This window comes from Streptacidiphilus monticola (assembly GCF_042658505.1).
GTDB classification, from domain to species: Bacteria; Actinomycetota; Actinomycetes; order Streptomycetales; family Streptomycetaceae; genus Streptacidiphilus; species Streptacidiphilus monticola.
In genome coordinates, this window is the sequence record NZ_JBHSQJ010000134.1 from 276 (window position 1) to 634 (window position 359).

The following is a 359-nucleotide window of genomic DNA, read 5'->3' on the forward strand; positions in this document are numbered from 1 at the left end:
CTCAGGGCCGAACTGCGTTATCTGCGGGCAGAGAATGCCTATCTAAAAAAGTTGAAAGCCTTGGTTCAGAGCGAAAAAAATGGCAAAAAGCCCTGATAATCAGTGAACTAAGGCATGAACACGCTCTGCGGGACCTTCTGCGGGCGGCCGGTATGTCCCGTAGCACGTGGTATTACAATATGAATGCACTGAAGCAAGGGGACAGGTATGCGGGTCTTAAAGAGAACATCAGGAAGATATACCACTATCACAAAGGTCGTTATGGCTACCGCAGGATCACGCTCGCACTGAGAAAACAGGGGCTGCGGATAAACCATAAAACAGTGCAGCGGCTGATGGCAGAACTGTCACTCCGGTCT

1 pseudogene is annotated in these 359 nt (G+C 50.1%); it reads left to right on the plus strand.

Features of this window, described 5'->3' with window-relative positions:
- Positions 1–359, plus strand: a pseudogene (locus tag ACFP3V_RS26705) (IS3 family transposase); the annotation flags it as partial.